We start from the raw sequence: 26,179 nt of genomic DNA on the forward strand, positions 1-26,179 counted from the left end.
GATTGCGCGTACCGTGAGAATGGCAGATTGAATGACTTTGATTGATTTAGCCGTCTGGATGCCTTACCATCCATCCAGATTTCGCCTGCCCCGGCGGCGCGAAGACCGATACACCACGGACAACGCAACACGATAACAATTAAACTAATGATTATACTCGAAAATATAACCAAAGTGTTCCAGCAGGGTTCACGCACTATTCAGGCGTTGTCAAACGTTAGCCTGCACGTGCCTGCCGGACAAATTTATGGCGTCATCGGTTCATCCGGTGCCGGTAAAAGTACGCTCATCCGCTGCGTCAACCTGCTGGAGCGCCCGACATCCGGTCGCGTGCTGGTTGACGGTCAGGATCTCACCGCGCTCTCTTCCGGGCAGTTAACACTGGCGCGCCGCCAGATTGGCATGATCTTCCAGCACTTCAACCTGATGAACTCCCGCACCGTGTCGGGCAACGTTGCGCTGCCGCTTGAGCTGGGTAACCTGTCACGCGAGGCGATCAAAAAGCGCGTCAGCGAACTGCTGGAGCTGGTCGGTCTGGCGGACAAACACGACAGCTGGCCGGCGAATCTGTCCGGCGGTCAGAAACAGCGCGTCGCAATTGCCCGTGCGCTGGCCAGCAATCCGAAGGTCCTGCTGTGTGATGAAGCCACCAGCGCGCTGGACCCGGCCACCACCCGCTCGATTCTGGAGCTGCTGAAAGACATCAACCGTCGGCTCGGCATCACTATTCTGCTTATCACCCACGAGATGGATGTGGTGAAACGCATCTGCGATCAGGTAGCGGTGATCAGCAACGGCGAACTGATTGAAAAAGACAGCGTCAGCGAAGTGTTCTCGCACCCGAAAACGCCCCTGGCCCAGCAGTTTATTCAGTCAACGCTGCATCTGGATATTCCGGATGATTACCAGCAGCGCATGCAGGCGAGCGCGGGCAGCGAGAGCGTGCCGCTGCTGCGGCTGGAGTTCACCGGTAAATCGGTCGATGCGCCGCTGCTGTCAGAAGCCGCGCGCCGTTTCAACGTCAATAACAACATTATCAGTGCCCAGATGGATTACGCCGGTGGCGTGAAGTTCGGCATCATGCTGGCCGAAATGGACGGCAGTGAAACAGATACACAAGCCGCTATTGCCTGGCTGAAAGAAAATCATGTGAAAGTAGAGGTGCTGGGTTATGTCTGAAGCGATGCTGTGGTTACTGACGCGTGGCGTCTGGGAAACGCTGATGATGACCTTCGTTTCTGGTTTCTTTGGCTTTGTGCTTGGCCTGCCGGTTGGCGTTCTGCTGTACGTCACGCGTCCGGGGCAGATTCTGGCCAACACTGCGCTGTATCGCGTGCTGTCAGCCATCGTCAATATTTTCCGTTCTATTCCTTTTATTATCCTGCTGGTGTGGATGATTCCGTTTACCCGCGCCATCGTCGGCACCTCCATTGGCCTGCAGGCGGCTATCGTTCCGCTGACCGTGGGCGCGGCGCCGTTTATCGCCCGTATGGTGGAGAACGCGCTGCTTGAGTTGCCGACCGGACTGATTGAAGCCTCGCGCGCCATGGGTGCCACACCGCTGCAGATCGTGCGTAAGGTGCTGCTGCCGGAAGCGCTGCCAGGGCTGGTGAATGCCGCTACAATTACCCTGATTACGCTGGTGGGCTACTCCGCCATGGGCGGTGCTGTGGGCGCGGGCGGTCTGGGCCAGATTGGCTATCAGTATGGTTACATCGGCTATAACGCCACCGTGATGAATACCGTGCTGATTTTGCTGGTGGTGCTGGTGTATTTAATTCAGTTCTGTGGTGACCGCATCGTGCGTGCGGTGTCACATAAATAAGCAAACAACATCAATAGTCCTCTATTAAGGAAAGGATATGTCTTTCACATTTAAAAAGATTGCCGCTGTGGGTGCTCTGATTGGCGCGATTGCGCTGGCAGGATGCGATCAGAAAGAGAAAGATCCCAACCACATTAAAGTGGGTGTGATTGTCGGGGCTGAACAGCAGGTTGCGGAAACTGCCGTGAAAGTCGCGAAAGAGAAATACGGTCTCGATGTTGAACTGGTTACCTTTAACGATTACGTGCTGCCTAACGAAGCGCTGAGCAAAGGCGATATTGACGTTAACGCCTTCCAGCACAAGCCGTACCTCGATCAGCAGATCAAAGACCGCGGTTACAAACTGGTGACGGTCGGCAACACCTTCGTTTATCCGATTGCTGGCTACTCGAAAAAAATCAAATCGCTGGATGAGCTGCAGAACGGTGCGCAGATCGCTATCCCGAACGATCCAACCAACCTCGGTCGTTCTCTGCTGCTGCTGCAGAAAGTGGGCCTGATCAAACTGAAAGATGGCGTGGGCCTGCTGCCAACCTCACTGGATATCACTGAGAATCCAAAGAACCTGAAGATTGTTGAGCTGGAAGCGCCACAGCTGCCACGTTCACTCGACGATCAGCAGATTGCGCTGGCGGTGATCAACACCACTTACGCCAGCCAGATTGGCCTGACCCCGGCGAAGGACGGCATCTTTGTCGAAGATAAAGACTCGCCGTACGTGAACCTGATCGTTAGCCGCGAAGACAACAAAGACGCGGAGAATGTGAAGAAGTTTGTTGAGGCTTATCAGTCAGACGAAGTGTCTGAAGCCGCCAACAAAATCTTCAACGGCGGCGCAGTGAAAGGCTGGTAATTATCCCTTTCATGCGGTGCAGGGCGGCTTCGGCCGCCCTTTCTATTTCAGCATGTGGCAGCTGACTTGTTATTTCTGGTCGTCCTTGTTTCAATAACGCCACTTTTTATTACATGAGGATGTTGCCATGCGTTTTTTACCGCTCTGCTTGTTGGCATTGATGCTGACCGGGTGCGTGCGTGAATATCACCCAATAAGCAGTGCTCCGTCTCGCCCGCAGCAATCAACCAGCGAACCTCAGCGCAAACCGGCTGCGCGTCCAGCCCCGGTGAAGATCTATACCGATGCGACCGATCTGGTCAGCAATCCGTTCCGAGATCTGGGCGAAGTGTCGGGTGATGATTGCCAGAGCAGCACCCAGGACTCGCCGCCGAACCTCAATACCGCGCGTAAACGCCTGCAGATTAAAGCGGCCGGCATGAAAGCCAACGCCGTGCTGCTGCACAAGTGTGAAATTGTCTCCAGCACACCGGGCTGCTATCGCCAGGCCGTATGCCAGGGCTCTGCGCTGAAAGTTTCGAATCAATGAGTGAATTTGCCTTTGCGCAAATCGGCGTGATCCGTTCGCCGTGGAAAGAGAAATTTGCCGTACCGCGCCAGCCGGGTCTGGTGCAGGACGGCGGTGGCGAACTGCATCTGCTGGCGCCGTACAATCAGCCTGAAGCGGTGCGTGGACTGGAGGCATTCAGCCATCTGTGGGTGCTGTTCGTCTTTCACCAGACCATGGCAGGCGGCTGGCGCCCAACCGTACGCCCGCCGCGCCTCGGCGGTAATGCCCGCATGGGCGTATTTGCCACCCGCTCGACCTTTCGCCCCAATCCTATCGGCATGTCGCTGGTTGAGCTCAAAGGCATCCGCTGTGAGCAGCAACAGGTGATTCTGCAATTAGGCAGCCTCGATTTGGTGGACGGCACCCCTGTGGTGGATATCAAGCCTTACCTGCCCTTCGCCGAAGCGCTGCCTGAGGCGCGCGGGGGGTTCGCTCAGAGCGCGCCCGACGCCAGCATGCCGGTGCGTTTCTCTGCACAGGCGCAGCAGCAGCTGCAGCAGCAGCAACGCCATTACCCGCAGCTGGCGCGCTTTATCACTGAAGTGCTGGCGCAGGATCCGCGTCCGGCTTATCGCAAAGGTGAAAGCCCCGGCCGTGAATATGCCGCCTGGCTGCTCGACTTTAATGTGCGCTGGCGCATTGACGCGGCGGGAACCGAGGTGATCGCGCTCGATCCGCGCTAAAACAAGCTTTTGAGTGACGGATCTCGCTGGTACACTAGCCGCCAGCAAATTTTTTGTTCGTATCCTTCCGTACAACTGGAATCGTAAATTAATGCGTACTACTCAATATCTGCTCTCCACCCTGAAGGAGACGCCTTCCGATGCTGAAGTGATCAGCCACCAGCTGATGCTGCGCGCCGGTATGATCCGCAAACTGGCTTCCGGTCTCTATACCTGGTTGCCGACCGGTATTCGCGTGCTGCGAAAAGTTGAAAACATCGTGCGCGAAGAGATGAACAACGCCGGTGCGATTGAGATCTCCATGCCGGTGGTTCAGCCAGCCGATCTGTGGGAAGAGAGCGGTCGCTGGGAGCAGTACGGCCCGGAGCTGCTGCGCATTAAAGACCGCCACGAACGTCCGTTTGTGCTGGGTCCGACCCATGAAGAAGTGGTCACCGACCTGATCCGCAACGAGCTGAGCTCCTATAAGCAGCTGCCGCTCAACGTCTATCAGATCCAGACCAAATTCCGTGATGAAGTACGCCCGCGTTTTGGCGTGATGCGTTCGCGCGAATTCATCATGAAGGATGCGTATTCGTTCCACACCTCGCAGGAGTCGCTGCAGGAAACTTACGATGCGATGTACCGCGCCTACAGCCAGAGCTTCAGCCGCATGGGGCTGGATTTCCGCGCCGTACAGGCCGATACCGGTTCGATTGGCGGCAGCGGCTCGCATGAGTTCCAGGTGCTGGCGCAGAGCGGTGAAGATGATGTGATCTTCTCCAGCGAGTCCGATTATGCTGCCAACATTGAGAAAGCCGAGGCGCTGGCACCTGCCGGTGAGCGCCCGGCGGCAACGCAGGCGCTGACGCAGTTCGCCACGCCAAACGCGAAAACCATCGCCGAGCTGGTCGAACAGCACCAGATCCCGGTAGAAAAAACGGTGAAAACGCTGATCGTGAAAGCCAGCGAAGAGAGCGGTCATTCGCTGGTTGCGCTGCTGTTACGCGGCGACCACGAGCTCAACGAAATCAAAGCCGAGCATCTGGACATTGTGGCCGCGCCACTGGAAATGGGCAGCGAGGAAGAGATTCGCGCCGCCATCGGTGCCGGTTTTGGTTCTCTCGGTCCGGTCGGTCTGACCATCCCGGTGATTGCTGACCGCACCGTGGCAAAAATGAGTGACTTCGCGGCAGGTGCCAACATTGATGGCCAGCACTATGCCGGCATCAACTGGGGCCGCGATCTGCCAGAAGCACGCGTAGAAGATATTCGTAACGTGGTAGAAGGCGATCCGAGCCCGGATGGCAAAGGCGTGCTGATGATTAAGCGCGGCATTGAAGTCGGCCACATCTTCCAGCTCGGCACCAAATATTCGGACGCGATGAAAGCAGCGGTACAGGGTGAAGATGGTCGCAACCAGATCATGACCATGGGCTGCTACGGTATCGGTATCACCCGCGTCGTGGCGGCGGCTATCGAACAGAACCACGACGAGCGCGGGATTATCTGGCCAGCGGCGCTGGCACCGTTCGAAGTGGCGATTCTGCCGATGAACATGCACAAATCCTTCCGCGTGAAAGAGCTGGCGGAACAGCTGTACAACGAGCTGCGTGCCAAAGGCATCGACGTCATTCTTGACGATCGTAAAGAGCGTCCGGGCGTGATGTTCGCCGATATGGAACTGATTGGCGTACCGCACACTATTGTAATTGGCGACCGCAACCTGGATAACCAGGAGATCGAGTACAAAGCCCGCGCCGCCAGCGAGAAGCAGATGATTAAGCAGCACGACATCGTCGACTTCCTCAGCCGCGCACTCAACAAGTAATCCCCTGACGCCTCCTGCCGGAGGCGTTTTTTTTAGCGTAGCTTGCCGCGCAGCGCCTTCACATTGCTGCGTCGTGATTTACCTTCCAGCCGCCGCTCTCTGGACGCCCGCGTCGGGCGCGTCGCGCGGCGCACTTTCTCCACCGTTGTCAGCTCGCGTATCAGGTTGATCAGCCGCTGCAGCGCCGCTTCACGGTTCATCTCCTGGCTGCGATACTCCTGCGCTTTGATAATCACCACGCCATCGGCGCTGATCAAATGGTGGTTCGCCTCCAGCAGCCGCTGTTTATAAAACGGCGGTAGCGACGAGGCGTGAATATCGAAGCGCAGATGGATAGCGGTCGACGTCTTATTGACGTGCTGGCCGCCCGCGCCCTGAGCGCGAATGGCACTGAGCTCCACTTCATTGTCCGCAATTGAAACACTACGTGACAGCACAATCATCTGCCACCTGCCGTTATCAGCGCGGTTGTATCCGGAAATAACCTGTTCATCAACTTAACCTTTTGTGCGCCGCCAGTCTGGCTGAGACCAGTGCTGGCTGTCACTTTTTGCCCTTTCTTTGCCACCTTCCCTGCGCCCCCTGGCTGATTTCCAGCGAACCCCTGTGATATAGTCGCATATCAACCAGAGTATTGATGCTCTGCTGAGGAGGTGTATGTGCAAAAGTATTGTGAGTTAGTTCGCCAGAAGTATGCCGGGATTGGCAGCGGCGACCTGGGGTATGTGCCAGACGCGATCGGATGCGCACTGAAAGCACTCAATGATATTGCCGCTAATTCTGCGCTAAACTCTTCTGTCAGGGAACAGGCAGCGTATGCCGCTGCAAACTTATTGGTGAGCGACTATGTTGACGAATGAAGCCTACAAACCCATCAACTGTGATGACTACGACAACCTCGAGCTCGCCTGTACCAAACACTGGACGCTGTCGCTGGAGCTCAAAAACGGCGACCAGCTGAAAGCGAAAGCCGTGGACATGGTCTCACGTAAAAACGTCGAGTATCTTGCGGTCGACCTCTCCGGTGAAACGCGCGAGCTGCGTCTCGACCACATCGCCAGCTTCAGCCATCCTGAGCTGGGCACCGTTATCGTCAGCGAAGACGAATAATCTCTCCCCGGGCGGGAAAGCTGTTCCCGCCCACCTCGCTTAAGGCTGCAGCGAAGCGTAGTACGCCGCTAAATCATCCATATCCTGATCGCTCAACCCGGCCACAAAGGCTTTCATCACCTCTGCCTGACCGCCACTGCGCTCGCCTTTTTTGTAGGCCTGCAGCGAATGCAGCAGGTAAGGTGCATGCTGCCCGGCCAGATTAGGGTAAAGCGGCACCGCGCTCTTACCTTCCGCGCCATGGCATGCCATACAGCTGGCGGCTTTCTGCGCGCCGGCCCTGACGTCGCCCTGCGCAAACGCCGGCAGCGCAGCAGCCAGTAGCGCCGCGACAATCCACTGTTTCATCATTGCTGTTCCTTTTTAGGGTGTTGACCAGATCGCCTGCCAGCCTTGCGTCTCGCCCGCCGCGCCTGCGCGGGTGATAAACAGCCCCGGCGCAGCAATCAGCGTCTGGTTGTAGTAAATCAACGGAATGCGTTCGCGCTGCCAAGGCGGGACGCCCAGCTCCTGCCACAGTTTTTTCATTTCGCGACCACCAGCCCGGCCAACAACATGGTGATAGCCGTGGGCCTGAAAGCGCACAATAACCTGTTCATCCGCCGCCGGCTGGCGCAGTTCCGCCTGCGCCAGGCTGGCGCGCAGTTCACCCAGCCCATCAGGCAAAATTAATGGCTGCGTCAGCGGCTGCCAGGTTAGCGAGTGCTGACTCAGTGAGTGCTGTCGCGGCAGCCAGTAAAGCCGTTCCCGGTAGCGCCGCAGTTCGTGCGCGCCAAAGCGCAGACACGGCTGCGCATCTTCACGGCTGTGCATCACCTCGTCGGTAATGCGCTGCAGCGCGTCGCGCGCGGGCATTGCACCACCGCGTTCGCCAATCCAGCGCCGCAGCAGCGCGTGCCGTCGCGCCTCGCTACAGGCCAGCAGCGGCGGAAAATGCAGCGCGCCCTGGGCATCGGTCAGTTGCGCAAGCTGCTCGCTGAGCAGCTCATCCAGCAGTTGCTCCTGCTCACCGCACAGCGCTGCGCTGCGGGCACTGGCCGCGCTGAAGTGCGGCCAGCGCGCCTGCAGCAGCGGCAGCACCTCCTGGCGCAGGAAATTGCGATCGTAGCGACGGTCAGCGTTGCTCTCATCGTCAATCCAGTCCAGCTGGTGCCCGACAGCGTAAGCTTCCAGCTGCTGACGGCTGAGGTTAAGCAACGGGCGCAGATGCCAGTGGCCGTTAACCTGCCGCTGCTGCGGCATCGCCGCCAGACCAGCCGGACCACTGCCGCGTTTCAGCGCCAGCAGCAGCGTTTCAGCCTGGTCATCGAGGTGCTGAGCAGTAAGTAAGTACTCACCGGGTTGCAGGTGAGTGAATAACTCCTGATAGCGCGCCGTGCGGGCTGCGGCTTCGATACCGCCGGCGCGAGCGTCCACCTGCACGCGCAGCACCTCGCAGGGAATGTGCCACTGCTGACACTGCTGCTGGCAGTGCGCCGCCCAGCGATCGGCGTTGGGGCTTAAACCATGATGCACGTGTAATGCGCGCACGCGCAGCTGCGGCTGCTGGCGTTGCCAGCTCACTAACTGATGCAGCAGAACGCTGGAATCGAGCCCGCCGCTGAATGCCAGCACGCAGCGGGCATCGGCTGGCAGCAGCGCAGCAAGATGAGAAAAGGACATGCACGCATTCCGTTGAGGTGAACCGCCGGATTGCGGCTCACTGCGCGCGCTATTTTACGCCTGATACAGCTCCAGCGGCAAACCGTCCGGATCGGGGAAGAAGGTGCAGGCTTTACCGGTGAGAGCATCGATGCGGATCGGCTCGCACACCACGCCCTTTTCTGCCAGCGCGGCAACCGACTGTTCGACATCATCCACACAAAACGCCAGATGGCGCAGCCCGCACGCTTCCGGCCCGCTGACGCGCGGCGGCGGCGCAGGAAACGAGAACAGCTCAATGGTATAGACGCCATTAAGGCTAAGATCGCCTTTCCATGAGTCGCGCTCAGCGCGATAGTATTCACCCAGCAGCTCAAAGCCCAGCACGTCGCAGTAAAACGCCTTACTGCGCTGATAATCGGTGGCAATAATGGCGATGTGGTGGATCTGTTTTATCTGCAGCATAGCGGCTCCGAAAGTATTCTGAGCCGCTTAGCCTACGTGCCCGGCGCGGCGCTGAAAAGAGGCAATTATCTGAAGTTAGCGCGCAGGCTCGTCGCGCAGCACGCGCACCAGATAGCGACCGTCGTCGGTGAGCGTGGCACCGTGAATATCCGTTTCAAAGCCGGGATAGTGCCGCCCGATGGTACAGAGCATCAGCAGGAAATCCAGCACCGCCCGGCTCTGTTCGGTAATCATCTCGCCCGGCATCACCAGCGGCACGCCTGGCGGATAAGGCAGGATCATGTTGGCTGAAATCCGCCCGACCAGCTCGCGAATGTCCACGGTTTCCACCTGTCCCTGCACCTGCCGCTGAAACGCCTGGTGCGGCGTCATCTTCATCTCCGGCAGAACGTCAAATGCCCGCAGCATCAGACGCGGCAAATCGTGCTGCAGGATCAGCTGATGAATGCCCTGCGCCAGCGTCTGGATGCGCATATTACGGTAGAAGTCAGGATCTTCAGCATAGAGATCCGGCAGCATGTTTTTTACCCGCAGGTTGAGATCGTAGGCACGTTTGAACTCCGTCAGCCCGCGCAGCACGCTCATCGCTTTGGTTTTATCGATGCCAATGCTGAACAGGAACAGCAGGTTATACGGTCCGGTCTTCTCCACCACGATGCCACGCTGGTCGAGGAATTTCGCCACCAGCGCGGCCGGAATGCCCTCTTCCGCCATCTGGCCCAGTTCGCTCATGCCCGGCGTGAGAATGGTGACTTTGATGGGATCAAGGTACATATGATCGCGATCGGCGTGGGTAAAGCCGTGCCACGCCTCGTCGCCCGGCTGAATCGGCCAGCATTCGGCTTCATCCACCTGTTCCGGCTGCCAGATATCAAAGAACCAGCCGTCAGACTCTTCGCGCAACCGCTGGATCTCGCGGCGAAAATGCAGTGCGCGCTCCACCGAGCGATTAATCAGCCGCCGGCCCGGATTACCGCGCAGCATCGCCGCTGCGGTCTCAATCGAAGAGACGATCGCGTAGCTCGGCGAGGTGGTGGTGTGCATCATGTAGGCTTCGTTGAAGGTGTCGTGATCGTAATCGCCCTTGATGTGAATCAGCGACGCCTGTGAGAACGCCGCCAGCAGTTTGTGGGTCGACTGGGTTTCATAGATCACTTTGCCGGGAATGCGCTCGCCGCTCATGCCACTTTTGCCGCTGTAGATAGGGTGAAAATTGGTGTATGGCACCCAGGCGGAATCGAAATGGATGGACGGCACGTCCAGCGTCTGTTTGATGTATTGCGTGTTATACAGCAGGCCGTCGTAGGTTGAGTTGGTGATGACCGCATGCACCGGCCAGCTGGCGCGCGGGGTATCGTTAACTTTCTGCTGGATGCTGTCGCGGGTGAATTCGCGCTTAGGGATGCCACCCAAAATGCCCAGCGCGTTGCGCGTTGGTTTGAGCCAGATGGGGATGATGTCGCTCATCATCAGCAGATGCGTCAGCGATTTGTGGCAGTTACGGTCAATCAATACCGTGCTGCCGGCCGGTGCGGCGTACATTCCGACGATTTTATTCGAGGTCGACGTGCCGTTGGTGACCATATAGCTCTGCTCAGCGCCAAAGGTGCGCGCCACATACTCTTCTGCTTCGAGGTGCGGACCGGTGTGATCGAGCAGCGAGCCCAGTTCAGTGACCGAGATCGAAACATCCGCTTTCAGCGTGTTGGCGCCGAAGAAATCATAGAACAGGCTGCCGACCGGGCTTTTCTGAAACGCCGTACCGCCCATGTGGCCCGGCGTGCAGAAGGTGTATTTCCCCTCTTTGACGTAGGTGAACAGCGCTTTGGTCAGCGGCGGCATAATTTTGTCGATGTACTCATCGGTGTACTGCCGGATATGCAGTGCGATATCGTCAGCGGCGTTGAGCGCGTATTCGAAGAAGTGCAGCGCCATGCGCATTTCATTAATGCTGACATCCATCTGCGAATGGGTGTTGATGAAGGCATACAGCGGCAGTGATTCGTTAAGCTGATTGATGTCGCTGCACAGCGCCAGGCTGTAGTCGTCCCAGTCAAATATCACCCCGCAGACGCGCGGGTTGTGTTCAATCAGTTTCAGCAGGTCGCTGGCATTGTTGGGATAAACGGTCTGGAAACCCTGCAGCTTCAGCGCCGCGTCCAGTTCGCGAATCGGTTCATCTTTGTAGAACGCGCCGTGCGGTCCCATGATCGCAATAATATTCAATGCTCACCTCCTGTGGTGTTGTGGCACGGAATAAGGATAGCGAAAAGTGGCGGGTGAATGTTCCGGAATAGCGCCGTTGTTGGCCTGATGTTTGCCAGCGATGCATCTCAGGTCGACATGAATGGCGCATCTACAGGGAACTCAAGCCTGATCGCGGAAAACAGGCATAAAAAAAGCGGACCGGGGTCCGCTTCTGTGAAGGCTTTTCGGCGCTTACGCGTAGCCGTAGCTCATCAGACGCTGATAGCGGCGGTTGAGCAGCTCTTCCGTGCTCAGCACATCGAGATCGGCCAGATCGGCCAGCAGCTGCTGCTTGAGCGCTGCCGCCATGTCCACCGGATGACGGTGCGCGCCGCCCAGCGGTTCCGGGATGATCGAATCGATCAGCTTCAGCTCTTTCAGACGTCCGGCGGTGATGCCCATCGCTTCTGCGGCCAGTGGCGCTTTGTCAGCGCTCTTCCACAGAATTGATGCACAGCCTTCCGGTGAGATCACCGAATAGGTGCTGTACTGCAGCATATTCACTTTATCGCCAACGCCAATCGCCAGCGCGCCGCCGGAGCCGCCTTCGCCGATCACGGTACAGATCACCGGGATCTTCAGGCCTGACATCTCGCGCAGGTTGCGGGCAATCGCTTCAGACTGACCGCGCTCTTCCGCGCCCACGCCCGGATAGGCACCCGGCGTGTCGATGAAGGTGATCAGTGGCATCTTAAAGCGCTCGGCCATCTCCATCAGACGCAGCGCTTTACGGTAGCCCTCGGGTGCTGGCATACCGAAGTTACGCCGGATTTTCTCTTTGGTTTCGCGGCCTTTCTGATGGCCAATGACCATCACAGGACGCCCATCCAGACGAGCGATGCCGCCGACAATGGCTTTATCATCGGCATAGGCGCGGTCACCGGCCAGCTCGTCAAAATCGTCAAACGCATTGCGGACATAGTCCAGCGTATAAGGACGCAGCGGATGGCGCGCCAGCTGCGCAACCTGCCATGCACCCAAATCGGAGAAGATTTTACGGGTCAGCTCAACGCTTTTCTCGCGCAGACGCTGCACTTCTTCATCCAGATTAATATCGTGTTTCTCATCCGAACGACCAATCGATTTCAGCGAGTCGATTTTCGCTTCCAGTTCAGCGATTGGCTGTTCAAAATCCAGGTAATTAAGACTCATAATGTTCCTGTTTTAGTCAAACTCCAGTTCCACCTGCTCCGACCCTACTAACGACCGCAAATCGTTGAGTAAACGATCGCTGGGCGAAATACGCCACGCTGCACCAAAGCGCAGCTTCGCCCGCGCATCTGCTCTCTGATAATAGAGATGCACCGGAATGGTCCCGGAGCGATGAGGCTCCAGAGACTGGCGGAGACGGTTTAAAAGCTGGTCATCAATTTGCCTGTCCGTCAGCGAGATAGCAAGTCCGCGCGCGTATTTTTCCCGCGCTTCGTCGATGTCCATGACTTCCCGGGCGGTCATTTTAAGCCCACCGCTAAAGTCATCAAAGCTGACCTGTCCACTGACGATCAGGATACGGTCCTTCTCCAGCAGCTGCTGGTATTTATCTAACGCATCGGTAAATAACATCACCTCGAGACGGCCAGAGCGGTCGTCAAGAGTACAGATACCAATTCGGTTGCCGCGCTTGGTGACCATGACGCGAGCGGCAATCACCAGCCCGGCCGCAACGGTCACTTTACCACGTTCTGTTGGATGCATGTCTTTCAGGCGCATGCCGCCAACGTAGCGCTCAATTTCTTTCAGATACTGATTGATCGGATGGCCGGTGAGATACAGACCGAGCGTCTCACGCTCGCCATCCAGCTGCACCTGTTCCGGCCACGGCGTAATGGCCGCATAAGATTGCTCAACCTGCTCGGGCTCTTCGGCCAGCACGCCGAACATATCCGCCTGTCCCGTCGCTTCGGCTTTGGCATGCTGATCCGCCGCCTTCAGGGCGTCACCCAGCGCGCTCATCAACGCGGCGCGGTGCGGGCCAAGACGATCGAACGCGCCGGACATGATCAGTTTTTCCATCACGCGACGGTTGATCTTTTTGGTGTCGGTGCGCGCGCAGAGATCAAACAGCTCTTTAAAGTAGCCGCCCTGATTACGCGCTTCGAGGATCGCTTCGATCGGCCCCTCACCCACGCCTTTGATGGCGCCGATGCCGTACACGATCTCCCCGTCATCGTTGACGTGGAACGGATAGAGCCCGGAGTTAATGTCTGGCGGCAGCACTTTCAGCCCCATGCGCCAGCACTCATCCACCAGTCCAACCACCTTCTCGGTGTTATCCATATCGGCGGTCATCACCGCCGCCATGAACTCGGCCGGATAGTGCGCTTTCAGCCACAGCGTCTGATAGGAGACCAGCGCATAAGCAGCAGAGTGCGACTTGTTAAAGCCGTAGCCTGCGAACTTCTCCACCAGATCGAAGATTTTCATCGACAGTTCGCCGTTGATACCCATCTTCTCAGCACCGTCCTGGAACACCGAACGCTGCTTGGCCATCTCCTCCGGCTTCTTTTTACCCATGGCACGACGCAGCATATCCGCGCCGCCCAGCGTATAGCCGGACAGCACCTGCGCAATCTGCATCACCTGTTCCTGATAGAGGATGATGCCGTAGGTCGGCTCCAGCACGGGCTTCAGGCTCTCATGCTGCCACTGAATATCCGGGTAAGAGATGGCTTCACGGCCGTGCTTACGGTCAATAAAGTTATCGACCATGCCCGACTGCAGCGGCCCCGGACGGAACAGCGCTACCAGTGCGATCATATCTTCGAAGCAGTCCGGCTTGAGGCGCTTGATCAGATCTTTCATGCCGCGCGATTCAAGCTGGAATACCGCGGTGGTTTCCGAGCGTTGCAGCATGTCGAAGCTTTTTTTGTCATCCAGCGGGATGGCGGCGATATCGATCGGCGGTAAACCCTGCTTTTCGCGCCGCGGATTGATCATCTTCAGCGCCCAGTCGATGATGGTCAGCGTGCGCAGGCCGAGGAAGTCAAACTTCACCAGTCCGGCGTATTCCACGTCGTTTTTATCGAACTGGGTGACCGGGAACTGGCCGTTCTCATCACAGTACAGCGGCGCAAAATCGGTGATTTTGGTCGGCGCAATGACCACGCCACCGGCGTGCTTGCCAGCGTTACGCGTGACCCCTTCCAGCTTGCGCGCCATATCGATCAGCGCTTTGACCTCTTCGTCAGCTTCGTAGATCTCCGGCAGCTGCGGTTCCGCCTGGAACGCTTTTTCCAGCGTCATGCCGGGATCCGGCGGGATCAGTTTTGAGATGCGATCAACAAAGCCGTACGGATGCCCCAGCACCCGGCCGACGTCGCGAATCACCGCTTTCGCCGCCATGGTACCAAAGGTGATAATCTGCGACACCGCATCGCGGCCGTACATCTCAGCCACGTGATCGATCACCTGGTCACGTTTTTCCATGCAGAAGTCGACGTCGAAGTCGGGCATCGAGACACGTTCCGGGTTAAGGAAACGTTCGAACAGCAGGTCAAACTCCAGCGGATCGAGATCGGTAATTTTCAGCGCGTAGGCCACCAGCGAACCGGCGCCGGAACCACGCCCCGGCCCGACCGGAATGCCGTTGTCCTTCGACCACTGGATAAACTCCATCACGATCAGGAAGTAGCCGGGGAAACCCATCTGGTTAATGACGTTGAGCTCGATGTCGAGACGCTCGTCATACTCCGGCCGGCGTTCAGCACGCACCTGCTCATCCGGGAAGAGAAACGCCAGGCGCTCCTCCAGCCCTTCGCGCGACTTCATCACCAGAAAATCTTCGGTCGACATGTCGCCGGTCGGGAATTGCGGCAGGAAGTATTCGCCGAGGCGCACCGTGACGTTACAACGCTTAGCAATCTCTACGCTGTTTTCCAGCGCTTCCGGGATGTCCGAGAACAGCTCGCACATCTCCTCTTCGCTGCGCATATATTGCTGAGGACTGTAGTTGCGCGGACGTTTGGGATCGTCCAGCGTGTAGCCGTCGTGAATCGCTACGCGGATTTCGTGCGCATCGAAATCTTCTTCATTCAGGAAGCAGACTTCATTGGTGGCCACCACCGGCACCGATTCAGCGATCGCCAGTTCCACCGCGGCGTGCAGATACGCCTCTTCGTCTGGCCGGCCGGTGCGCGTCAGTTCCAGGTAATAGCGGTTGGGAAAATGCTGCTGGTAGAAACTCAGGCACTGCGCCACCAGCGCGTTATTGCCGCGCAGCAGGCTGCGACCAACGTCGCCGCGCCGTCCGCCCGACAGCAGAATCACCCCTTCGCCCAGCTCCAGGAGCCAGTCGCGATCGATAATCGGTCCGGCGATACCGTATCCGCGCTGGTAAGCGCGCGAAATCAGTAGCGTCAGATTCTGGTAACCGGTGTTATTAGCGGCCAGCACGGTGAGCTGCGTCAGCTCATCGCCCATCAAATCGCTGGCCACCTGGAAGTCGGCCCCGACGATCGGTTTGATACCGGCGCTGTGCGCGCTGCCATAAAAGCGCACCAGCCCGCACAGGTTGGTGTAGTCGGTGATGGCAATGGCGGGCATGCCGAGCGCGGCCGCCTTTTTTACCAGCGGCCCGGTCTTGGCCAGACCATCGACCATGGAGTAATCGCTGTGTACGCGCAGATGTATAAAACGAGGTTCAGCCATATCAGTTTCCGGTTAAAACAGCGTCAGGCTATTAAAGCGTAGTCGGCTGGCGCGCGGCCAGCACATCAGCATCAATCAGGGCGTTACGCACCGGCGCAAAGCTGCGGCGGTGGTGAGGTGTGGCACCAAACTGCGTCAGTTTTTCCATGTGCAGCGCGGTCGGATAGCCTTTGTGCTGGGCGAAACCGTACTGCGGAAACAGCAGGTCCAGCTCGGCCATTTCACGGTCGCGCGTGACTTTGGCAATAATCGAGGCGGCGCTGATTTCCCGCACCAGACTATCGCCCTTCACCACCGCCTGCGACGGCATCGGCAGCGCCGGACAGCGGTTGCCATCAATCAGGACAAAATCCGGTGCAATATGCAGACCGGCAACCGCGCGCTGCATCGCCAGCATGGTGGCGTGCAGGATGTTCAGCTGATCGATCTCTTCCGGTTCAGCGCGGCCCAGGCTCCACGCCAGCGCTTTCTCTTTGATTTCATCAAACAGCGCAAGGCGGCGCTTTTCAGACAGCTTTTTGGAATCCGCCAGGCCGGCAATCGGCCGCGCTGGATCGAGGATCACGGCGGCGGTCACCACGGCACCGACCAGCGGGCCACGTCCGACTTCATCAACGCCGGCAATCAGCCGGGCATCAGGATAGATAAATTCAGCCATTGGCAATCTCCAGTACCGCATCCGCCGCCTGTTCGTCGGCGTTCCAGCGAATCTGCTGATGCAATTGGGTGAAAGTGGCCAGCAGCGCGTCACGCTCCGGACCGGCATGCAGCAGCGGCTCCAGCGCCGCGGCTAACGCTGCAGGCTGGCACTCCTCCTGCAGCAGCTCCTGCACCAGCTCACGGCCGGCCAGCAGGTTAGGCAGCGAAACGTACGGGGTTTTCACCAGCCGCTTCGCCAGCCAGAAGGTGAACGGCTTCATACGATAGCCCACCACCATCGGGCATTTCGCCAGCATGCACTCCAGCGCTGCAGTGCCGGAAGCCAGAATCGCCGCGTCGCTGGCGATCATCGCCTGGCGCCCTTTGCCATCCAGCAGGTGCATCGGCAATTCCGGCGCGACGCTGGCTTTAATCTGCTCGAACTGCGCGCGCCGCTTCGCGTTAACCAGCGGCACCACGATCTCCAGCGCCGGATAGCGCTGGCGCAGCAGCTGTGCAGCGCGCAGGAAATCGGCGCTGAGCATCTCCACTTCCGCGCCACGGCTGCCCGGCAGCAGGCCAAGGCACAGCGCATCGTCAGCGATGCCTAATTCACGCCGCGCGGCCAGTTTGTCCGGCTGCAGCGGCATCGCATCGGCCATGGTGTGCCCGATAAAGCGGCACGGCACGTTGTAGCGATCGTAAAACGCTTTTTCAAAAGGCAGAAACGCCAGCACCAGATCGGTGTTGCGGCCAATTTTGAACACGCGCTTTTGTCGCCAGGCCCACACGGAGGGACTGACATAATGAATGGTGCGAATGCCGGCACGCTTGAGGTTGCCTTCCAGCGTGATGTTGAAATCCGGGGCATCGATGCCGACGAAGACATCCGGCCGCAGCTCGGTAAAGCGCTGGGTTAAATCCTTGCGGATGTGCAGCAAACGGCGCAGGCGGCCAAGCACCTCAACGATGCCCATTACCGCCAGCTCTTCCATCTCGTACCAGGCTTCGCAGCCTTCGGCCTGCATCAGCGGACCGGCAACGCCAACGAAGCGCGCGTCAGGATGGCGCGCTTTCAGCGCACGAATCAATCCGGCACCAAGAATATCGCCGGAGGTTTCTCCGGCGACCAGGGCAATCGTTAAGGGACGCACTGACATGAATTAACGAATCAATCCACGGGTAGAACGGGCAAAGAAGTCGTAGAAAGGCTGCACTTCGCTATGAAGTTTGGCCAGTTCTTCAATCTCCGGCTTCACTTCATCCAGCGTTTTACCGCTGCGGTACAGCAGCTTGTACGCGTTACGAATGGCGTGCAGTGCTTCTTTGCTGAAGCCACGACGCTTCAGGCCTTCGATATTGACACCGAACGGCGTGGCATGGTTGCCCTGCGCAATCACATACGGCGGCACGTCCTGCGCGACGCCGGAACAACCGCCTACCATCACGTGGGCACCAATGGTGCACCACTGGTGCACCGCCGTCACGCCGCCGATGATGGCAAAATCATCCACGGTAACGTGGCCGCCCAGCGTTACGTTGTTGGCCAGAATACAGCGATTGCCGATCACGCAGTCATGAGCAATGTGCGCATTGACCATCAGCAGGTTGTCGCTGCCGACTTTGGTCAGGCCGCCACCCTGCGTGGTGCCACGATGAATGGTGACGCTCTCGCGGATGCGGTTGCGATCGCCGACTTCAACGCGGGTCGGTTCACCGGCATATTTCAGATCCTGATTCACTTCGCCAATCGAAACGAACTGGTAGATCTGGTTATCTTTACCGATACGCGTGTGGCCATTCACCACCACGTGCGATTTCAGCACCGTGCCTTCACCAATTTCCACGTTCGCTCCGACAACACAAAACGGACCGATTTGGACGTTGGCGCCGATCACCGCACCTTCTTCAATGATGGACGTTGGATGGATGCTGGCGGTTGAATCAATCACTAATTATGCCTCCCGGCTACGGGCACACATCATGGTCGCTTCACAGACAATCTTACCGTCTACGGTTGCCACGCCTTTAAAGCGCGTCAGGCCACGGCGGGTCTTCTCGAAGGTGACTTCCATGATCATCTGGTCGCCCGGCACTACCGGACGCTTGAAACGGGCTTCGTCGATACCGGCGAAATAGTACAGCTCGCCCGGTTCCAGTTTTCCAACGCTTTTAAACGCCAGAATACCGGTCGCCTGCGCCATCGCTTCCAGGATCAGAACGCCTGGGAAAATCGGTTTACCAGGGAAGTGTCCCTGGAAAAACGGTTCATTAACAGAAACGTTCTTTACCGCACGCAGATATTTATGCTCTTCAAATTCCAGCACGCGGTCAACCAGCAAAAACGGGTAGCGGTGCGGCAGCAGTTCTAAAATCTCTTCAATTTTCAGAGTATGCGTTTCAGTTGTCAAAATACTCTTCCTGTCCTAAAAAATCTGATGGCAACAATAACACGGCCTGCACCGATCAAAATGATCTTTCGCAGGCCGCAAATCAGTTCAGTGGCGTTTCGCTTACCATGATACCTGCTGCCGCACTCTGGTTAACCCCGAGGTGAAAGAAGGTACGCTGCTTTATTATGAAAGCGGGTAGAGCCGGGATGTGCTCAGTCGTCTTTGCCGACCTTGCGTTCGATGGCTTTTAAGCGTTTGCTCATGTCATCGATGTTCATCACCAGCGCTGCCGTTTTACGCCAGGTTTTGTTGGGTTGCAGCGGGATACCCGATGAGTATACCCCAGGCTCTGTGATGGGACGCATGACCATGCCCATGCCGGTTACCGTCACTTTGTCACAGATTTCCATATGGCCGTTAATGACGCTGGCTCCGCCAATCATACAGTAACGCCCAATCTTCAGACTACCCGCCATGATCACACCACCGGCAACCGCGGTGTTATCACCAATCACGACGTTGTGCGCAATCTGACACTGGTTGTCTATGATAACACCATTGCCGATCAGAGTGTTATCCAGCGCACCGCGATCGATCGTGGTACAGGCACCAATTTCTACCCGATCGCCAATCACCACGGTGCCCAGCTGAGGAATTTTCACCCAGTTGCCGCGGTCGTTAGCATAACCGAAACCATCGGCACCAATCACGGTGCCAGACTGAATCAGACAATCCTGACCCATCTGAATCTCATGATAAACCGTAACGTTGGCCCACAGACGGGAACCACGGCCAATGCGCGTGCGCTTGCCGACAAAGCAGCCGGCGCCAATCACCACGTCATCACCCAGCTCAACGCCGGACTCGATGACCGCGTTAGCGCCCACCGAGACATTGCTCCCCAGCTTCGCGCTCGGATCGATCACGGCGCTGGGCGCGATATTTTGCGCGGGCTGCGGCGTGGTGTCCAGCAGTTGTGCCATGCGGGCATAAGTCAGGTAAGGGTTTTTCACCACCAGCGCGGCGGTTTTACACCACTCCAGATCCGCTTCCGTCAGCACCACGGCTGAGGCCTGAACCTGTGCGAGCTGCTCGCGGTAGCGGCTGTTGGCAAGAAAAGTGATTTGACCAGGGGTGGCGGATTGCATAGAAGCAATGCCGGAGATGGCGATATCGCCATCTCCGTGCAATTCTGCATCCAACTGCTGGGCTAAATCAGCCAGTCGAATTGATGACATCGATTATTTAACCTGTTTCAGCACGTCAGCAGTAATGTCTTTCGCGTTAGAAGCATAGGCAACGGCATTGGCGTCGATTACCACGTCATACCCTTCGCTGTCCGCCACTTTCTTCACTGCGTCCTGAATACGGCTCAGCAGTTTGTTACGCTCTTCCATCTGACGACGGCGGTTATCCTGATCGAAAGCCTGCGCTTTCGTCGAGAATGCTTCGCGCTGTGACATGATGTCTTTTTCCATGCGGCTGCGGTCGCTGGCCTTCATGGTTGAACCATCACGCTGCAGTTTCTGCATTTTAGTCTGCAGATCGCGCTCCTGGCTCTGCAGCTCAGTGGCACGGCCCTTGAATTCGTTTTCCAGCTGTTTAGCAACGGTCGCACGTTGCGGTAACTGTTGGAAAATGCTGGACACGTTTACCACTGCAATTTTGTCAGCAGCCTGAACGCCCGCGGAAACCGCTAAAGCAAGACCCAGACCTGCGGCACACAACAACTTTTTCACTATAAACTCCTTACCATCAACGTTTGTGTCAGCGACACAGTGTTGGCATCGTCCGGCTCCCGTCTGGCGCCGGCGCGATGCCGTACTACGACTCTGCTTCCGTGCTCAGAACCTTACCAGGTTTTACCGATGTTAAACTGGAACTGTTCTGCTTTGTCTCCCTCGACTTTTTTCACTGGCTGTGCGTAGGAGAACACCAGTGGTCCAAGTGGCGACATCCACTGCAGCGCAAGACCGGCAGAGACGCGAATGTTGTTCGGGTCGCTGTAGTCCGGAATGCCCGCCGCGCGGGTTTCCGCGGTGTTCTGCCACTTGGTATCCCAGACGGTACCGGCATCCATAAATACCGAGGTACGTACTGAGTTTGCATATTTTTCGCTCAGGAACGGCGTTGGCGTAATCAGCTCAAGGCTGGCGATCGCCATGGCGTTACCGCCCACCGCATCGTCAGACTTACAGATGCCGTCCGGATCGGTCAGATTACAGCTCGACGAACGATCGTTCAGATAAGCGGCTTTCGGACCAATGGTGTTGGACTGGAAGCCACGCACGGTGCTGGAACCGCCGGCGTAGAAGTTCTCATAGAACGGCATCTCTTTGCCACCGAGTCCGTCACCGTAGCCAACACGGCCACGACCCAGCACCACCCAGGTGCCATCACGGTTCAGCGGCACGTACTGCTGGGTGTCCAGCGTCGCTTTGTAGAACGAGTTATCAGAGCCCGGGATGGTCACTTTACCGTTCAGGTTGGTACGGTTACCGCGCGTCGGGAAGAAACCACGATCGAGCGTGTTGTACGTCCAGCCGTAGTTGAAGGTGAAGTCATCCGCAGAGAAATCACCGTCATCATTCAGCCCCTGATGACGACCCACCGAGTCAAGGTAACGCCACATCGCCACCTGCGGACGCATGTTGGACAGGTCGTTGTGCACATAACCTAAGCCGACGCGCAGCGTGTTGTTTTCGTTAACCGGGAAGCCGAGCGTACCGTCCACACCGTAACTTTTGTTGGTGTAGTCGGAGAGATCAGCATCATCCGCTTTAAAGTCGTTGTAGAAGAGGCGGCCGCCGAGGCTCACACCGTCCACCGTGAAGTACGGATCGGTGAGTGAGAATTCTGCGTAAGTCTGGTAGTCGTTCTTGGTACCGCTGATGCCGACGGTATTACCGGTGCCGAGCCAGTTCTCCTGGGTCACGCCAACCTGGAAGCTGACGCCACTCTCCGTACCGTAACCCACACCAAAGTTGAAGGTACCGGTGTTACGCTCTTTGACTTTGTAAACCACGTCAACCTGGTCTGGCGAGCCCGGAACGCGCTGGGTATCAACGTCCACGGTTTCGAAGTAACCGGTACGGTTCAGGCGCTCTTTGCCCTGATCGACGAGGTCGCTGCCCAGCCATGCGCCTTCCATCTGACGCATTTCGCGGCGCAGTACGGCATCTTTCGAGGTGTCGTTACCTTCAAAACGCACTTTACGCACGTAGTAACGGTTACCGGCATCAACGTTGATGTGCAGCTTAACGGTTTTATCCGCATCGTTGATTTCCGGCTGCGTCACCACGCGTGGATAGGCGTAGCCATAACGGCCCAGCAGCTTCTTGATGTCATCTTCCATCTGGGTGACTTTGGTGCCGTTATACAGCTCACCGTTTGGAATCTGCGTCAGGTGCTCAATTTCCGCCGAGTGGCCCGCCATGCTGCCGTTGACGATCACGCCGGCAATCTTGTACTGATCGCCTTCAGTGATGTTGACGGTGATGTAGATGCCTTTCTTGTCCGGCGTCAGGCTCACCTGCGTGGAATCAATATTGAAACGCGCATAACCGCGATCCAGATAGAAGCTGCGCAGGGTTTCGAGATCGCCCGCCAGTTTCTGTTTCTGGTATTTACGATCGCCCACCACGTTCCACCACGGCACTTCATCGCGCAGCTGGAAGCGGGAGATCAGTTCGTCTGAGCTGAACGCTTTGTTGCCGACAATGTTGATCTGCTGGATCTTGGCCGAGACGCCTTCCTGGAAGACGAATTTCAGATCGACACGGTTACGCGGCAGCGGCGTCGCGATGGCTTTGACGCTGGCGGTATATTTACCGACGCTGTAGTAAAAGTCCTCCAGCCCCTTCTCAATGGAAGAGAGCGTGGTGCGGTCAAGCGCTTCGCCAACGCGCACACCGGAGGCCTCAAGGTTCTCCTTCAGCTGATCCTCTTTCACCGCTTTGTTACCGGAGAAGGTGATGCTGGCAATGGTCGGACGTTCCTTCACCTGAACAATCAGGGTGGTGCCGTCACGCAGAACCTGGACATCTTCAAAGTTACCGGTAGCGAACAGTGAGCGAATGGTGTTTCTGATGTCATCATCATTCACCGTATCACCGACGCGTACCGGCATGCTGAGCAGAGCCGCGCCGACGGCGACTCGCTGTAGACCTTCGAAATGAATGTCCTTCACTACGAAATCGTCTGCACCGTAAACGGTGGCGCTGCTAAACAGCAGCGACGCTATGAGCAACTTTTTCATCGCCATCGTTGTTATGCGTTTTCCTAACACATCCCGCGCCTGTCTGCGTTCCAGCGATTACAGGCGAGAGAAATCATTGAAAAGTGCAAGCCCCATTAAAAGCACCAGCAAAATTGAGCCGATGCGATAACTGAAGTCCTGAACTCGCTCGGACACCGGTCCACCTTTGATCTTTTCGATCGCCAGAAAGAGCAGATGTCCACCATCTAAAACCGGCAGAGGGAACAGATTGATGATCCCTAAGTTGACGCTAATCAGCGCGAGGAACATCAGGTAATAAATCACCCCATATTCAGCTGATAATCCGGCACCCTGCGCAATCGAAATTGGCCCGCTCAGGTTATTCAGCTTGACGTCCCCGGTTATCAACTTGCCCAGCATCGAAACCGTCAGCTTCATCAGTTGCCAGGTTTTGACACCGGCTTCACCAATCGCGGCGAAAGGTCCGTACTGTTTTACCGTTTTGTACTCATCCGGCAGCGGGATCACACGCGGGATCACCCCGGCAAAACCTTCCGCTGCGTTACCCGGTTTCGCTTCCGGCGTTAGCGTCAGCGTTAACGGTTCACCGTTACGCTCAACCTCCAGCGCCATGTTTTTGCCGGGATTATCCCGAACCTGAGCCGCAAAAACCTGCCATTGCGTTAATGGCTGACCATCGACTTTAACGATCCTGTCGCCGGCTTGCAAACCGGCAGCACTTGCCGGTGAACGCGCCTGCACTTCTGCCAGCGTGGTTTCGATTTGCGGCCCGCGCGGTCGAATACCTAAAGCGACCACCGGGTCCTGTTTGTCCGGTTCAAATTGCCAGTCACGCAGATTGAGCTGCTTCTGCTGCGTCGCCTGCTGACCAAACTGTGACACGGTCAGCGTGGCGCTGCTGTCGCCGATTTTACCGATCAGCGCCAGGCGCACAGCATCCCAGTCAGGCGTTTCGATACCGTCAACCGCTTTAAGTTCCATGCCGGAGGTAATTTGCGCTTCTGCCGCGACGGAACCGCTCATAATTTCGCCGACCACCGGGCGAACACCCGGCACCCCATGGATGAACACCACCCAGTAGGCAAACACGGCAAAAATGAAATTTGCGATGGGACCGGCGGCAATGATTGAGGCACGCTGCAGCACGGTTTTATTGTTGAAGGCCTGATGACGCAGCTCAGCGGGCACGCTCTCTACGCGCTCGTCGAGCATTTTGACGTAGCCACCGAGCGGAATCAGCGCGATCACGTATTCCGTGCCCTGGCGGTCAGTGCGACGCCACAGGGCTTTGCCGAAACCGATCGAGAAGCGTTCTACTTTGACACCGCAGCGACGCGCCACCCAGAAGTGGCCGAACTCGTGCACCGTAATCAGCACGCCGAGCGCCACGATAAAGGCGACAAAACTCCAGAGTATGCTCAACATCGTCGCTTATCCTCAGAGGGTGCGGAACACCAGCAGCAGCAGGCAGGCAAATACCGGCACCGCGGCTGTCAGGCTATCAATGCGATCGAGGATACCACCGTGGCCCGGAATCAGGTTACCGCTGTCTTTGATACCGGCTTCACGTTTGAACATACTTTCCGTGAGATCGCCCAGCACGGAGGCCAGCGTGGCAATCACGGCGCAGATAATCAGCGTGCCCGGCGCCACCGACAGCGGGGCCAGCAGCGCAAACAGCCAGGCGATAATCGCCGATGACAGCAGTCCGCCAAAGAAGCCTTCCCAGGTTTTGCCCGGCGAGACTTTCGGCGCCAGCTTATGCTTGCCGAACAGACGACCAAACATGTAAGCACCGGAATCCGCGCCCCAGACGAGGAACATCACGAACAGCAGCCACCAGGCGCCGGCGAAATGGTCGGTGTCATAGTGATACTGGCGCAGCGCCATCATGCCCCAGAAGAACGGCACCACGGTCAGCACGCCAAACAGCAGGCGCAGCGGACGCGATGCGCGCCACAGCGCAGCGGAGGCCGGATAAAACAGCACGAGAAACAGCGCGACAATCCACCAGCCCAGCGAGGCCCAGAGCGAGCTCTCCATCTGGAACTGGTGCAGATTACGTTGATAGGGTTGCAGGGTGAACAGCATCACCGCCAGCAGCAGGCCGCATAGCACCGCCAGCCAGATACGCTGCTGACGCGTTGCCATCCCCGCCAGCTGCCCCCACTCCCAGGCGGCAAGCATGCAGATGATGATGGTGGTAATCGCAAAACCGGACAGCGGCAACCAAAACAGAGCAGCGATCACCAGCGGAATCAGAATAAACGCGGTGATCAGACGAGACTTCAGCAAAGGTTACCCCCAGGTTGCTCAGGCGCCGCCTGGTGCAGCGCCGCCATAGCGTCGCTCCCGCAGAGAGAATGCATTCAGTGCACCTTCAAAAACGTGTTCATCAAAATCAGGCCAGAGAACATCGGTAAACCAAAACTCAGCATAGGCGATCTGCCACAGCAGGAAGTTGCTGATCCGATGCTCTCCCCCGGTCCTTATCACTAAATCCACCGGCGCCAGCTCCTGCATACACAGATGCGGAGCCAGACTTTCTTCAGTTATCTGGTCAGGACGTAGCAGTCCTTCCTGAACCTGTTCAGCCAGTTTTTTTACACCCTGGATAATATCCCAACGGCCGCCATAGTTGGCAGCAATGTTGAGGGTGAGTCCATCATTTTGCTGAGTCAGTTCCTCGGCGCGGCGAATGCGTTCCTGAATGCGGTTATTGAAACGGCTGATATCACCAATAATGCGCAGACGCACATTGTGCTTGTGCAGGCTTTTGACTTCGCTGTCGAGCGCCCAGACAAACAATTCCATTAAGGCCGTCACTTCCTGTACCGGTCGGCTCCAGTTTTCACTGCTGAACGCATAGAGCGTGAGCGCTTCCAGCTTGTTGCTGACCGCAAAGCTGACAGCCCGGCGTACTGATTTTACCCCGGCTTTGTGGCCTGAAATACGCAGTTTGCCCTGATTTTTTGCCCAGCGACCATTACCATCCATAATGATGGCCACGTGACGTGGCGTGCAGTACGACCCGTCATCGATTGTATTGTGATTGTTGGACGACATAACGCGTAAT

At 57.3% G+C, this 26,179-nt stretch carries 25 protein-coding genes; 8 read left to right on the forward strand and 17 right to left on the reverse strand.

The features are described from left to right. The first annotated feature begins 147 nt into the window (after positions 1-147). The 6 genes from metN (at position 148) to proS (ending at position 5,721) form a co-directional block, all read left to right on the forward strand. Positions 148-1,179, forward strand: a complete 1,032-nt coding sequence (gene metN / locus AC6I8P_RS14755; RefSeq protein ID WP_104094481.1) for a methionine ABC transporter ATP-binding protein MetN — start codon at positions 148-150, stop codon at positions 1,177-1,179. Further along, positions 1,172-1,825 (forward strand): methionine ABC transporter permease MetI, encoded by a 654-nt coding sequence (locus tag AC6I8P_RS14760; protein WP_021507464.1) that lies wholly within the window; start codon positions 1,172-1,174, stop codon positions 1,823-1,825. Before metN ends, AC6I8P_RS14760 begins: the two co-directional genes overlap by 8 nt. A 37-nt stretch (positions 1,826-1,862) precedes the next feature. Then, entirely contained in the window at positions 1,863-2,678 is an 816-nt protein-coding gene (locus tag AC6I8P_RS14765) for a MetQ/NlpA family lipoprotein (RefSeq protein WP_498030694.1), read from the forward strand. A gap of 127 nt (positions 2,679-2,805) precedes the next feature. Further along, positions 2,806-3,207 (forward strand): envelope stress sensor lipoprotein RcsF, encoded by a 402-nt coding sequence (rcsF, locus tag AC6I8P_RS14770; protein ID WP_021507466.1) that lies wholly within the window; start codon positions 2,806-2,808, stop codon positions 3,205-3,207. Beyond that, positions 3,204-3,911 carry a tRNA (N6-threonylcarbamoyladenosine(37)-N6)-methyltransferase TrmO gene (gene tsaA / locus AC6I8P_RS14775; RefSeq protein ID WP_059012941.1) on the forward strand — a complete coding sequence of 236 codons (708 nt, stop codon included), beginning with the start codon at positions 3,204-3,206 and terminating at the stop codon, positions 3,909-3,911. The genes rcsF and tsaA overlap by 4 nt, the downstream gene beginning before the upstream one ends. Positions 3,912-4,002: 91 nt before the next feature. Further along, positions 4,003-5,721 carry a proline--tRNA ligase gene (gene proS / locus AC6I8P_RS14780; RefSeq protein ID WP_058759538.1) on the forward strand — a complete coding sequence of 573 codons (1,719 nt, stop codon included), beginning with the start codon at positions 4,003-4,005 and terminating at the stop codon, positions 5,719-5,721. A 32-nt stretch (positions 5,722-5,753) separates the two neighbouring features. On the opposite strand, the gene arfB is transcribed toward proS, so the two are convergent. Beyond that, positions 5,754-6,164: an alternative ribosome rescue aminoacyl-tRNA hydrolase ArfB gene (arfB, locus tag AC6I8P_RS14785; RefSeq protein ID WP_021507469.1), complete on the reverse strand. Its 411-nt coding sequence runs from the start codon at positions 6,162-6,164 to the stop codon at positions 5,754-5,756. Between the two features lie 216 nt (positions 6,165-6,380). On the opposite strand from arfB, the gene AC6I8P_RS14790 reads away from it, so the two are divergent. Together AC6I8P_RS14790 and rof are read left to right on the forward strand one after the other, a co-directional pair. Continuing rightward, positions 6,381-6,581 carry a YaeP family protein gene (locus AC6I8P_RS14790; protein WP_021507470.1) on the forward strand — a complete coding sequence of 67 codons (201 nt, stop codon included), beginning with the start codon at positions 6,381-6,383 and terminating at the stop codon, positions 6,579-6,581. Further along, on the forward strand, positions 6,568-6,831 hold the full coding sequence (gene rof / locus AC6I8P_RS14795; protein WP_021507471.1) for a Rho-binding antiterminator: 264 nt from the start codon (positions 6,568-6,570) through the stop codon (positions 6,829-6,831). The genes AC6I8P_RS14790 and rof overlap by 14 nt, the downstream gene beginning before the upstream one ends. A gap of 39 nt (positions 6,832-6,870) precedes the next feature. Here the strand turns inward: rof and AC6I8P_RS14800 are convergent, their stop codons facing one another. The 16 genes from AC6I8P_RS14800 to ispU form a co-directional block, all read right to left on the reverse strand. Then, positions 6,871-7,179, reverse strand: a complete 309-nt coding sequence (locus AC6I8P_RS14800; protein WP_058780481.1) for a c-type cytochrome — start codon at positions 7,177-7,179, stop codon at positions 6,871-6,873. 15 nt (positions 7,180-7,194) lie between these two features. Further along, entirely contained in the window at positions 7,195-8,493 is a 1,299-nt protein-coding gene (gene tilS / locus AC6I8P_RS14805; RefSeq protein WP_498030695.1) for a tRNA lysidine(34) synthetase TilS, read from the reverse strand. 54 nt (positions 8,494-8,547) lie between these two features. Beyond that, the gene (locus tag AC6I8P_RS14810; RefSeq protein ID WP_498030696.1) at positions 8,548-8,937 is read right to left on the reverse strand and encodes a VOC family protein; all 390 of its coding nucleotides are present in this window, start codon (positions 8,935-8,937) and stop codon (positions 8,548-8,550) included. A gap of 75 nt (positions 8,938-9,012) precedes the next feature. Then, positions 9,013-11,163, reverse strand: a complete 2,151-nt coding sequence (locus AC6I8P_RS14815) for a lysine decarboxylase LdcC (protein ID WP_058770580.1) — start codon at positions 11,161-11,163, stop codon at positions 9,013-9,015. A gap of 213 nt (positions 11,164-11,376) precedes the next feature. Continuing rightward, entirely contained in the window at positions 11,377-12,336 is a 960-nt protein-coding gene (accA, locus tag AC6I8P_RS14820; protein ID WP_021507476.1) for an acetyl-CoA carboxylase carboxyl transferase subunit alpha, read from the reverse strand. Positions 12,337-12,348: 12 nt separating this feature from the next. Then, complete coding sequence (dnaE, locus tag AC6I8P_RS14825; protein WP_264441616.1) at positions 12,349-15,831, reverse strand: DNA polymerase III subunit alpha; 3,483 nt, start codon at positions 15,829-15,831, stop codon at positions 12,349-12,351. Between the two features lie 31 nt (positions 15,832-15,862). Beyond that, the gene (rnhB, locus tag AC6I8P_RS14830) at positions 15,863-16,489 is read right to left on the reverse strand and encodes a ribonuclease HII (protein ID WP_058759533.1); all 627 of its coding nucleotides are present in this window, start codon (positions 16,487-16,489) and stop codon (positions 15,863-15,865) included. Next, on the reverse strand, positions 16,482-17,630 hold the full coding sequence (lpxB, locus tag AC6I8P_RS14835) for a lipid-A-disaccharide synthase (protein WP_058759532.1): 1,149 nt from the start codon (positions 17,628-17,630) through the stop codon (positions 16,482-16,484). Before lpxB ends, rnhB begins: the two co-directional genes overlap by 8 nt. A 3-nt stretch (positions 17,631-17,633) precedes the next feature. Then, entirely contained in the window at positions 17,634-18,422 is a 789-nt protein-coding gene (gene lpxA / locus AC6I8P_RS14840) for an acyl-ACP--UDP-N-acetylglucosamine O-acyltransferase (protein ID WP_021507480.1), read from the reverse strand. A gap of 3 nt (positions 18,423-18,425) precedes the next feature. Next, entirely contained in the window at positions 18,426-18,881 is a 456-nt protein-coding gene (gene fabZ / locus AC6I8P_RS14845) for a 3-hydroxyacyl-ACP dehydratase FabZ (protein ID WP_013507953.1), read from the reverse strand. Between the two features lie 194 nt (positions 18,882-19,075). Then, positions 19,076-20,101, reverse strand: a complete 1,026-nt coding sequence (gene lpxD / locus AC6I8P_RS14850) for a UDP-3-O-(3-hydroxymyristoyl)glucosamine N-acyltransferase (RefSeq protein ID WP_264441618.1) — start codon at positions 20,099-20,101, stop codon at positions 19,076-19,078. Positions 20,102-20,104: 3 nt separating this feature from the next. Beyond that, positions 20,105-20,602, reverse strand: a complete 498-nt coding sequence (gene skp / locus AC6I8P_RS14855; protein WP_021507482.1) for a molecular chaperone Skp — start codon at positions 20,600-20,602, stop codon at positions 20,105-20,107. 113 nt (positions 20,603-20,715) lie between these two features. After that, positions 20,716-23,127 carry an outer membrane protein assembly factor BamA gene (bamA, locus tag AC6I8P_RS14860; protein ID WP_021507483.1) on the reverse strand — a complete coding sequence of 804 codons (2,412 nt, stop codon included), beginning with the start codon at positions 23,125-23,127 and terminating at the stop codon, positions 20,716-20,718. A 51-nt stretch (positions 23,128-23,178) separates the two neighbouring features. Then, complete coding sequence (gene rseP, locus AC6I8P_RS14865) at positions 23,179-24,528, reverse strand: sigma E protease regulator RseP (protein ID WP_058759530.1); 1,350 nt, start codon at positions 24,526-24,528, stop codon at positions 23,179-23,181. 12 nt (positions 24,529-24,540) lie between these two features. Continuing rightward, positions 24,541-25,398, reverse strand: a complete 858-nt coding sequence (gene cdsA / locus AC6I8P_RS14870) for a phosphatidate cytidylyltransferase (protein WP_010616187.1) — start codon at positions 25,396-25,398, stop codon at positions 24,541-24,543. Positions 25,399-25,416: 18 nt separating this feature from the next. Beyond that, positions 25,417-26,169 (reverse strand): (2E,6E)-farnesyl-diphosphate-specific ditrans,polycis-undecaprenyl-diphosphate synthase, encoded by a 753-nt coding sequence (gene ispU, locus AC6I8P_RS14875; protein WP_058759529.1) that lies wholly within the window; start codon positions 26,167-26,169, stop codon positions 25,417-25,419. Positions 26,170-26,179: the final 10 nt, after the last annotated feature.

The organism is gamma proteobacterium symbiont of Lampromicra miyakona, from assembly GCF_059730895.1.

Excerpts from the sequence above, each read along its gene's own strand:
- metN (WP_104094481.1), top strand. The coding sequence starts at position 148 with ATGATTATACTCGAAAATATAACCAAAGTGTTCCAGCAGGGTTCACGC.
- AC6I8P_RS14760 (WP_021507464.1), top strand. The coding sequence starts at position 1,172 with ATGTCTGAAGCGATGCTGTGGTTACTGACGCGTGGCGTCTGGGAAACG.
- AC6I8P_RS14765 (WP_498030694.1), top strand. The coding sequence starts at position 1,863 with ATGTCTTTCACATTTAAAAAGATTGCCGCTGTGGGTGCTCTGATTGGC.
- rcsF (WP_021507466.1), top strand. The coding sequence starts at position 2,806 with ATGCGTTTTTTACCGCTCTGCTTGTTGGCATTGATGCTGACCGGGTGC.
- tsaA (WP_059012941.1), top strand. The coding sequence starts at position 3,204 with ATGAGTGAATTTGCCTTTGCGCAAATCGGCGTGATCCGTTCGCCGTGG.
- proS (WP_058759538.1), top strand. The coding sequence starts at position 4,003 with ATGCGTACTACTCAATATCTGCTCTCCACCCTGAAGGAGACGCCTTCC.
- arfB (WP_021507469.1), bottom strand. The coding sequence starts at position 6,164 with ATGATTGTGCTGTCACGTAGTGTTTCAATTGCGGACAATGAAGTGGAG.
- rof (WP_021507471.1), top strand. The coding sequence starts at position 6,568 with ATGTTGACGAATGAAGCCTACAAACCCATCAACTGTGATGACTACGAC.
- AC6I8P_RS14800 (WP_058780481.1), bottom strand. The coding sequence starts at position 7,179 with ATGAAACAGTGGATTGTCGCGGCGCTACTGGCTGCTGCGCTGCCGGCG.
- tilS (WP_498030695.1), bottom strand. The coding sequence starts at position 8,493 with ATGTCCTTTTCTCATCTTGCTGCGCTGCTGCCAGCCGATGCCCGCTGC.
- AC6I8P_RS14810 (WP_498030696.1), bottom strand. The coding sequence starts at position 8,937 with ATGCTGCAGATAAAACAGATCCACCACATCGCCATTATTGCCACCGAT.
- accA (WP_021507476.1), bottom strand. The coding sequence starts at position 12,336 with ATGAGTCTTAATTACCTGGATTTTGAACAGCCAATCGCTGAACTGGAA.
- dnaE (WP_264441616.1), bottom strand. The coding sequence starts at position 15,831 with ATGGCTGAACCTCGTTTTATACATCTGCGCGTACACAGCGATTACTCC.
- rnhB (WP_058759533.1), bottom strand. The coding sequence starts at position 16,489 with ATGGCTGAATTTATCTATCCTGATGCCCGGCTGATTGCCGGCGTTGAT.
- lpxB (WP_058759532.1), bottom strand. The coding sequence starts at position 17,630 with ATGTCAGTGCGTCCCTTAACGATTGCCCTGGTCGCCGGAGAAACCTCC.
- lpxD (WP_264441618.1), bottom strand. The coding sequence starts at position 20,101 with ATGTCATCAATTCGACTGGCTGATTTAGCCCAGCAGTTGGATGCAGAA.
- bamA (WP_021507483.1), bottom strand. The coding sequence starts at position 23,127 with ATGGCGATGAAAAAGTTGCTCATAGCGTCGCTGCTGTTTAGCAGCGCC.
- rseP (WP_058759530.1), bottom strand. The coding sequence starts at position 24,528 with ATGTTGAGCATACTCTGGAGTTTTGTCGCCTTTATCGTGGCGCTCGGC.
- ispU (WP_058759529.1), bottom strand. The coding sequence starts at position 26,169 with ATGTCGTCCAACAATCACAATACAATCGATGACGGGTCGTACTGCACG.